The sequence below is a fragment of the Streptomyces anatolicus genome, assembly GCF_019400875.1.
Lineage (GTDB): Bacteria > Actinomycetota > Actinomycetes > Streptomycetales > Streptomycetaceae > Streptomyces > Streptomyces anatolicus.
This window is the reverse complement of record NZ_WMBF01000006.1, coordinates 49,961-56,431: the sequence shown is the minus strand read 5'-3', so window position 1 is coordinate 56,431 and position 6,471 is coordinate 49,961. Positions and strand designations below refer to the sequence as shown.

The following is a 6,471-nucleotide window of genomic DNA, read 5'->3' as shown; positions in this document are numbered from 1 at the left end:
CACCCCCACGTCACCGAACACCGCTGCCCGCCCGCCGACCCCACCACCTTGTTCTGAGGAGCCCGCACGTGGACAACGTCCGCCAGTTCAACCCGCGCGACCAGGCGGACGACGACGGCTTCACGCGGCTTCCCCCGCAAGACCTCACCGCCGAGCAGTCCGTACTCGGCGGGATGCTCCTATCGGAACGCGCCACCACCGAGGTCATCGAGATCCTCGAAGGCCCCGAGTTCTACCGCCCCGCCCACGAAACGATCTATCGGGCGATCGTCAGCATGGCCGTACGCGGCGAGCAGATCGACCCGATCACCGTCACCGCCGAACTGACCAAGCGCGGCGATATCACCAGGGTCGGCGGAAGCGCCTACCTGCATCACCTCGTCCAGCAAGTTCCCACCGCAGCCAACGCCGAGTACTACGCAGAGATCGTCCGCGACGTTGCCGCCCGCCGCCGCGTCATCGAAGCAGCCGAACGAGCCGCGAACCTCCTGCGCTCCGGCGAAGGCGACCTCGCCGACGTCCTCGACCTCGTCCGCCAGGACATCACCACCGCCACGGAGACCACCACCTCCGGGCCCACCGACGCCACCGGCTGGGGCTTCTCCGATCTCACCCCCGTCCTCGACGGCACCCACAAACCCCAGCAGCCCGCCATCGGCGCCCGCGACGACGGCATCGGCCTGTTCTACCCCGGCCGCGTCAACGGCATCCAAGGCGAGTCCGAAGCCGGGAAGTCGTGGGTCGCCCTCGTCTCCTGCCTCGTCGAGATGAACCGCGGCAACCACGTCGTCTACCTCGACTTCGAAGACTCCGAAGAAGGCGTCGTCTCCCGCATGCTCCTCATCGGTGCCACACCCGACAGCATCCACCGCCTGTTCCACTACGTCCGCCCGGGCAGCACCCCCACCCCGGTGCAGCTGCGCCAGTTCATCGCACGCATCGGCGACCTCGGCCCCACGCTCATCATCGTCGACGGCGTCACCGAAGCCATGGTGATGATGGGCCTGGAACTCAAAGAGAACACCGAGATCGCCAAGTTCGGCCGCATGCTGCTGCGCCCCCTCGCCGACACCGGCGCCGCGGTCGTCCCCCTGGACCACGTCGTCAAGAACAACGAGTCCCGCGGTCGGTACGCCCTCGGCGGCGTCCACAAGCTCAACGCCGTCGACGGCGTCCAGTACATGCTCGAAGCGGTCCGGCCGTTCGGCATCAACACCGAAGGCCGCAGCCGTCTGCGCATCGCCAAGGACCGGCCCGCACAGATCCGCCGGCATGCCCTGCCCGGTGGCCGCAACCCGATGCACTGGTTCGCCGACCTCGTCATCCGCTCCGACGGTGACGAGTTCGCCGAAGCCCACCTGTACCCGCCGATCCAGCACCACGACGACCCAGCCGAGGACGCCGCCGTCAAGGACAAGGCCGCGCAGGAAGAGGCCGACATCAAGGAGCGCGAGGGCGCAGTCCTCGCCGTCCTCGGTAAGGCCGCCGAGCCGATGAGCAAGGCCGCCCTGGAGGAACTCATCCCCGGCCGCGCCTCCGTCACCCGCCGAGCCCTCACCCGGCTCGTCCACGGCGGCCACGTCACCGCCACGAAAGGCCCCCGCGGAGCCGCGCTCCACAGCCTGCCCGCCGAGGGCGGTGAGAAGGCATGAGCGACCTCGTCCCCACCTCGTCCCGGATCACCGAACGACCTCGTCCCGACCTCGTCCCGATCATGAAACGCGTCGGACGTCGAAACGGGAAAGTCGCAGGTCAGGGGCCCGCCGACCTCGTCCCGATCTTGAAATCCACCCCGTCCGGACCTGACGACCCATCACGGGACGAGGTCACACCCCCTCCCACCAGCACACCCCTTGATCACTTGACCTCGTCCCACCTCGTCCCGGACGAGGTCGGGACGACGTCGCAGCGACCTCGTCCCTCGTCCCACTTCTTTAGGTGGGACGAGGACGAGCGTCGCGACAACACCGACCACACCCCCTCCACAAGCCACCCGAACCCCACCACCGCCTGAGCGCGCGCATCCGGTTAGAGCCAGCCACGCGCAACAACCAGCCACCAAGGAGCACACCGTGTCCTACCCAACCCTCTTCACCACCCCCGGCGTGAAGCAGTTCGCCGAGGAGATCGACGCCGAACGCCAGCGGCAGATCGCCAAGTTCGGCGACCAGCACCACCCCGACGGCACCGGAGGTCTTTTCCTGATGAACATGGCGCACGCCCTGCGCTCGGAATGCCAGGAAGCCGCCGAGCGAGGCGAGGCCACGTGGCGGCAGATCCTCATGGAGGAATGCGGCGAGGCATTCGCCGAGACCGATCCGAAGCTGCTGCGCGCCGAGCTGGTCCAGGTCGCCGCCGTGTGCGCTGCCTGGGTCGCCGACATCGACAGCCGCACGACCGCCGCGGAGCAGCCGGCCTCGTGTGGGAAGTGCCGGACGCCCTTCGACCCGGCCGACACCCGGCACGACGGCCACGCGCGGTACGGCCTGACGGACTTCTGCCGCCGTTGCGTCGACCGCTGCCGCGACGACGAGATCGCCGACCACCGCTGCGTCATCTGCGCCTGAACCAAGCCGCTTTCCTCATAGCGCTATCTCGGCATACCGCAAAGAACACGACCGCTGACCCGACACCACCAGGAGCAACACATGCCCGACCGCCCGTACACCGACGCCGACCTCCGCGCCGAAGCCGCCCGCCAACACGCCGAACTCACCGAAGACCCCGACTTCATGGGCATCGCCGAGCAGATGATCGGCACCCGCATTCCGTCGACCGTCACCGACCCCGGCGCCCCCGTCACCTCGACCGCCGGCGGCCGCACCTGGGACATGCTCGCCCGCCCCGACTTCGACGCCGCACAGCGCACCGTCGCACAGCTGCTCGCCGACGCGGCCGACACGTGCGCGTGGGCCGTCAACCTCGGCGCCGACAACCTCGTCCCGTCCACCGAGCACGCGATCACCATCAACGCCAGCCGCCCCATCGCCCGGGTGCTCTTCGCATTCGAGCCCGGCATGCCCGAGGACATGGGTACCGCCCTCGTCGAGGGCATCGGCGACGCCATCAACGAGGCCGGAGTCGAGCGCGAGGACGACGACGAACCGGCCGACTCGGACGCCGCGGTGTTCGACCTGATCAGCGAGATCGCTTCGAAGCTCCGCGACGCCACCGACAGCGGCGAGTACCACGCCGTCGGCCTGATCTACGACCTCGCCAATGGCCGCACGACCGTCGCCGAGGCGCGCTCCGAGCTGTCCGGCATCGAGTTCGGCCACGTCTGACCGCAGCACCGGCCGCCGCGGCCCGAACCTGCGGCGGCCGGCCCCGGCAAGTCCACCACGACCACCCCGGAGACGACCATGACCGACCCCCTCGACCTCCCCGACCGACTCGAAGCCGCGCTCGCCGCACGCTTCACCAAACTCGGCAGCCGATACTCCGAGATGCGCCGCCGCGAGCAGGGACCCGACGCCTGGCCGCTCGTCACGCACCCGGTAGGGCCGCATCAGGTGGCCGAGGTACTGCGGGAGCTACTCGCCGCCACGCCGCCCGCACCCGCCGACCGGGACCTCCGCGACCGCATCGCCGACGTGGTGGTGCCGCTGCTGCTCGACCACATGCCGAAGTCGATCGCGACGGCACGAGGGCAGGAGGTCGCCGACGTGGTGCTGGCCGTCCTCCCCGCGCCCGCCGGCCGGGCTGCCGAGCTGCGCGAGGCCGCCGACATCGCCTACCGCATCGCGCGCCGCCTGGACGAACAGCACTACGACGAGCGCGCCCAAGGTGCCTGGGACGTGGAGAACACCCTCCGCGCCGAGATCCGCCGCTCGGCCGACGAGGCGCAGCAGTGACGCGCCGCTGCGTGCGCGGGCACTTCATCCCCGCCACCGCCGAAACCACCGCCTGCCGGCGCACCCTCGTGCCCCGCCAGCGCCGCGAGCACCGCTTCACCGTCGACATCTGGGGCCAAGGCCTCGCCACCCGCCGAAAGCCCATCACCACCACCTGGTCCACCGGGAGCTACCTGTGATGGAGCCGATGTGATCGACGCCCTCGGCACGTTCCTCGCCATGCTCGGTCTCTGGCTCGCCGCGGGCGCCGCGCTGGCCACGCTCCTCGTGCTCAGCACGGCGGCCGCCCTCACGTGGGCCTGGAACACCGCCCGCAGACGCCCCACGCGCCCGTCATGGGCCCACGGACGCCGCGCTGCCCGGATCTACGCCCGCACCCGCGTCACAGCCCCCACAGGCCACACAGCGCCTTGCCGTCAGGAGCCCTCATGACCACACCCGCCGACGAACTTCGCACCGCCGCAGCCACGTTGCGCGTCCACGCTGCCGCAGCCGCCGAGGACAGCGGCAACACCACCTGGCACACCACCCGCCACTTCCCCGACCAGCCCAACACCACGTACACCACCGTCTGGGCAACCGACGGAAAACCGCTCTTGAGGGGTGGTGGCGGACGGGGACGCCCACACCCCTACGTCTCGGCCCCGGTCGGCGACTACATCGCCGCCATGGACCCCGCCGTCGGCCTCGCCCTGGCCGACTGGCTGGACGCCACAGCGGCCCGCCTCCAGCAGCAGGCACACCCGGACTGGCAGGACACGGTCGAGCCGCAGGCCCTCGCCGTCGCCCGCGCCATCAACGGGAGGCAGCCGTGAGCCACCACCGCACCGCACTCGTCCTGCGCGCGGGCGCCTGCACCCTCCTCGGCGCCACCGCAGCCGCCGCCACGAGCCCGTACTGGCCCGCCGCGATCACCACCGCCTACACGGCCGCGTTCCTCGCATGGTGCGGCCGCCGTGAAGCCGCATGCGCGCGCCGCGAGCGGGTGATGGCGCAGCGCGCCGAGATGGCCGCCCGGCCTGTCCCGTGCTGCCTGCTCTGGCAGATGTCCGAAGGCGGCGACCACGGCGCCGACTGCCACCTCCGGCCCGAGCTGGTCGAAGGCATCTCCCGGGGGTGGGCCGCGCTCGACGCGGCGTGCTGCCTGGCCTCGTGGGAGTCCCGCGGCGCCCAGCACGACACCACGCACTGCACGAGGAAGGGCCAGACCGCATGACCGGCCCGTCATCCGCACCCCGGGGCGAGCACACGCCCGCCCCGGGCGTCACCTGGCAGCCCCGTCTCGCCCGCGCCGAGCAGCTGGTCGACGACGACACACCCGACCCCCGCGCAAACCGCGCCACCCGGCGCGCCTTCGCGCGCGCAGCACGGAGGAAGAAGTGACCGACCGACCCACCGCCGACACGATCACCGACGACGAACTCGACGCCCTGTACGCCCGCATCAAGACCCTCGAACACGTCGCCGCGGGCAACAAGCGGCACGTGCAGCTCATCGTGCCCGAGCTGGAGAACGCCGACGCCGCTCGCCGGGTCCTCCGCGACCGCGCCGAGCAGGCCGAGGCCGCCATCGAGCGCGTGCGCCGAGCCGTCCAGGAAGCCAGCACGAGCGCGACCCCCGTGCGCGCGGGCAGGACCCTCGCCGGGCAGCTCGTTGCGCGCGTCCTAGCGGCTCTCGACGGGGCACCCGGCCCGGCAGCGGCCGAAGCGATCGAGACGGAGAACTGCTGCGGCAAGCCCGCAGGAGCTATCTGCGTCCACGACGTCATGCCCACCGACCACACCACGGAGTAGCCGTGCACCACCGCATCGCCGCCGCAGAAGTCGCCCGCACCCTCACCGCCCGAGGGCACACCAACTCCCTAACCGGGTCCGCCTGGAGGCCCGGCCACCGCGCCACCCAGGCCAGTCCCAGCACCGCCCGCCTCTGGCACGACGGCCCTGACGAACAAGACCACCTCGACCAATACGCGCAGGCGCTCCGGGGCGCCGGATACACCGTCACCGCCGAACACACCGCCGACACCCGCCCGCGCCTCCGGATCACCCGCCAAACCAAGGAGAAGTGACCCATGCAGTACCTGCTCGCCCTCGGCGGCTGCATCGGCGTCTTCCTCGCCGCGCCCTGGGTCTCCGACGCCCTCGACCGCTACTACCACGCCGTGCACCGCATCCTCCGGCGCCGGAAGAGCTGGGGGCCCGAGTGCTCCGAGAGGCACACCGAAACCGGCCGCTGCGAGATCGCGAGGAACCGATGAAACCCACCCGCGTCGAGATCATGGGCGACGACGGCGAATGGCACGACGTGCTCGGCGTCGCCTCCATCGAACTCCACGAGGAGCAGCCCGACACGGCCGCAGACCCGTGGGTCGCGCTCGCCGCCCGCGTACGTGCGACGCAGGCCGAACGCGACGCCCTCGTCCGCGAAGCCTGGACCGTCTTCGCCCGCGCGTACGTCGAGGCGATGCGGCCAGCCATGGAACAAGCAGCCGCAGCGATGGCCGAGTTCAACCGCGCCGTTAAGGCGAGCGCGACCGCCAAGAGGGACGACTTCGTCCTGCACACGGACCGGCCCGCCTGGCAGTCGCCGTACGGGCCACCGACGAGGAGGCACTGAC

At 71.1% G+C, this 6,471-nt stretch carries 13 protein-coding genes; all 13 read left to right on the top strand.

Features of this window, described 5'->3' with window-relative positions:
- Nucleotides 1–68 precede the first annotated feature (68 nt).
- Complete coding sequence (locus GKQ77_RS01870; protein ID WP_308117516.1) at nt 69–1,652, top strand: DnaB-like helicase N-terminal domain-containing protein; 1,584 nt, start codon at nt 69–71, stop codon at nt 1,650–1,652.
- A gap of 420 nt (nt 1,653–2,072) precedes the next feature.
- Entirely contained in the window at nt 2,073–2,567 is a 495-nt protein-coding gene (locus tag GKQ77_RS01865; RefSeq protein ID WP_219686816.1) for a hypothetical protein, read from the top strand.
- Between the two features lie 81 nt (nt 2,568–2,648).
- Nucleotides 2,649–3,284 carry a hypothetical protein gene (locus tag GKQ77_RS01860; RefSeq protein ID WP_219686815.1) on the top strand — a complete coding sequence of 212 codons (636 nt, stop codon included), beginning with the start codon at nt 2,649–2,651 and terminating at the stop codon, nt 3,282–3,284.
- Nucleotides 3,285–3,362: 78 nt separating this feature from the next.
- A complete protein-coding gene (locus GKQ77_RS01855; RefSeq protein WP_219686814.1) occupies nt 3,363–3,854 on the top strand; it encodes a hypothetical protein in 492 nt (163 codons plus the stop codon).
- A complete protein-coding gene (locus GKQ77_RS01850) occupies nt 3,851–4,033 on the top strand; it encodes a hypothetical protein (protein ID WP_219686813.1) in 183 nt (60 codons plus the stop codon). Before GKQ77_RS01855 ends, GKQ77_RS01850 begins: the two co-directional genes overlap by 4 nt.
- 10 nt (nt 4,034–4,043) lie before the next feature.
- Nucleotides 4,044–4,286: a hypothetical protein gene (locus GKQ77_RS01845; RefSeq protein WP_219686812.1), complete on the top strand. Its 243-nt coding sequence runs from the start codon at nt 4,044–4,046 to the stop codon at nt 4,284–4,286.
- Complete coding sequence (locus tag GKQ77_RS01840) at nt 4,283–4,669, top strand: hypothetical protein (protein WP_219686811.1); 387 nt, start codon at nt 4,283–4,285, stop codon at nt 4,667–4,669. Before GKQ77_RS01845 ends, GKQ77_RS01840 begins: the two co-directional genes overlap by 4 nt.
- A complete protein-coding gene (locus GKQ77_RS01835; protein ID WP_219686810.1) occupies nt 4,666–5,070 on the top strand; it encodes a hypothetical protein in 405 nt (134 codons plus the stop codon). Before GKQ77_RS01840 ends, GKQ77_RS01835 begins: the two co-directional genes overlap by 4 nt.
- Nucleotides 5,067–5,237 carry a hypothetical protein gene (locus GKQ77_RS01830; RefSeq protein ID WP_219686809.1) on the top strand — a complete coding sequence of 57 codons (171 nt, stop codon included), beginning with the start codon at nt 5,067–5,069 and terminating at the stop codon, nt 5,235–5,237. The genes GKQ77_RS01835 and GKQ77_RS01830 overlap by 4 nt, the downstream gene beginning before the upstream one ends.
- Nucleotides 5,234–5,647 carry a hypothetical protein gene (locus GKQ77_RS01825; protein ID WP_219686808.1) on the top strand — a complete coding sequence of 138 codons (414 nt, stop codon included), beginning with the start codon at nt 5,234–5,236 and terminating at the stop codon, nt 5,645–5,647. Before GKQ77_RS01830 ends, GKQ77_RS01825 begins: the two co-directional genes overlap by 4 nt.
- Before the next feature lie 2 nt (nt 5,648–5,649).
- Nucleotides 5,650–5,922 carry a hypothetical protein gene (locus GKQ77_RS01820; protein ID WP_219686807.1) on the top strand — a complete coding sequence of 91 codons (273 nt, stop codon included), beginning with the start codon at nt 5,650–5,652 and terminating at the stop codon, nt 5,920–5,922.
- A gap of 3 nt (nt 5,923–5,925) precedes the next feature.
- Nucleotides 5,926–6,111 carry a hypothetical protein gene (locus GKQ77_RS01815; protein WP_219686806.1) on the top strand — a complete coding sequence of 62 codons (186 nt, stop codon included), beginning with the start codon at nt 5,926–5,928 and terminating at the stop codon, nt 6,109–6,111.
- Nucleotides 6,108–6,470, top strand: coding sequence for a hypothetical protein (locus GKQ77_RS01810; RefSeq protein ID WP_219686805.1), 363 nt, complete (start codon nt 6,108–6,110; stop codon nt 6,468–6,470). Before GKQ77_RS01815 ends, GKQ77_RS01810 begins: the two co-directional genes overlap by 4 nt.
- Nucleotide 6,471: the final 1 nt, after the last annotated feature.

Coding starts and splice junctions, on each gene's coding strand:
- GKQ77_RS01860 (WP_219686815.1), top strand. CDS start 2,649: ATGCCCGACCGCCCGTACACCGACGCCGACCTCCGCGCCGAAGCCGCC.
- GKQ77_RS01855 (WP_219686814.1), top strand. CDS start 3,363: ATGACCGACCCCCTCGACCTCCCCGACCGACTCGAAGCCGCGCTCGCC.
- GKQ77_RS01840 (WP_219686811.1), top strand. CDS start 4,283: ATGACCACACCCGCCGACGAACTTCGCACCGCCGCAGCCACGTTGCGC.
- GKQ77_RS01830 (WP_219686809.1), top strand. CDS start 5,067: ATGACCGGCCCGTCATCCGCACCCCGGGGCGAGCACACGCCCGCCCCG.
- GKQ77_RS01815 (WP_219686806.1), top strand. CDS start 5,926: ATGCAGTACCTGCTCGCCCTCGGCGGCTGCATCGGCGTCTTCCTCGCC.
- GKQ77_RS01810 (WP_219686805.1), top strand. CDS start 6,108: ATGAAACCCACCCGCGTCGAGATCATGGGCGACGACGGCGAATGGCAC.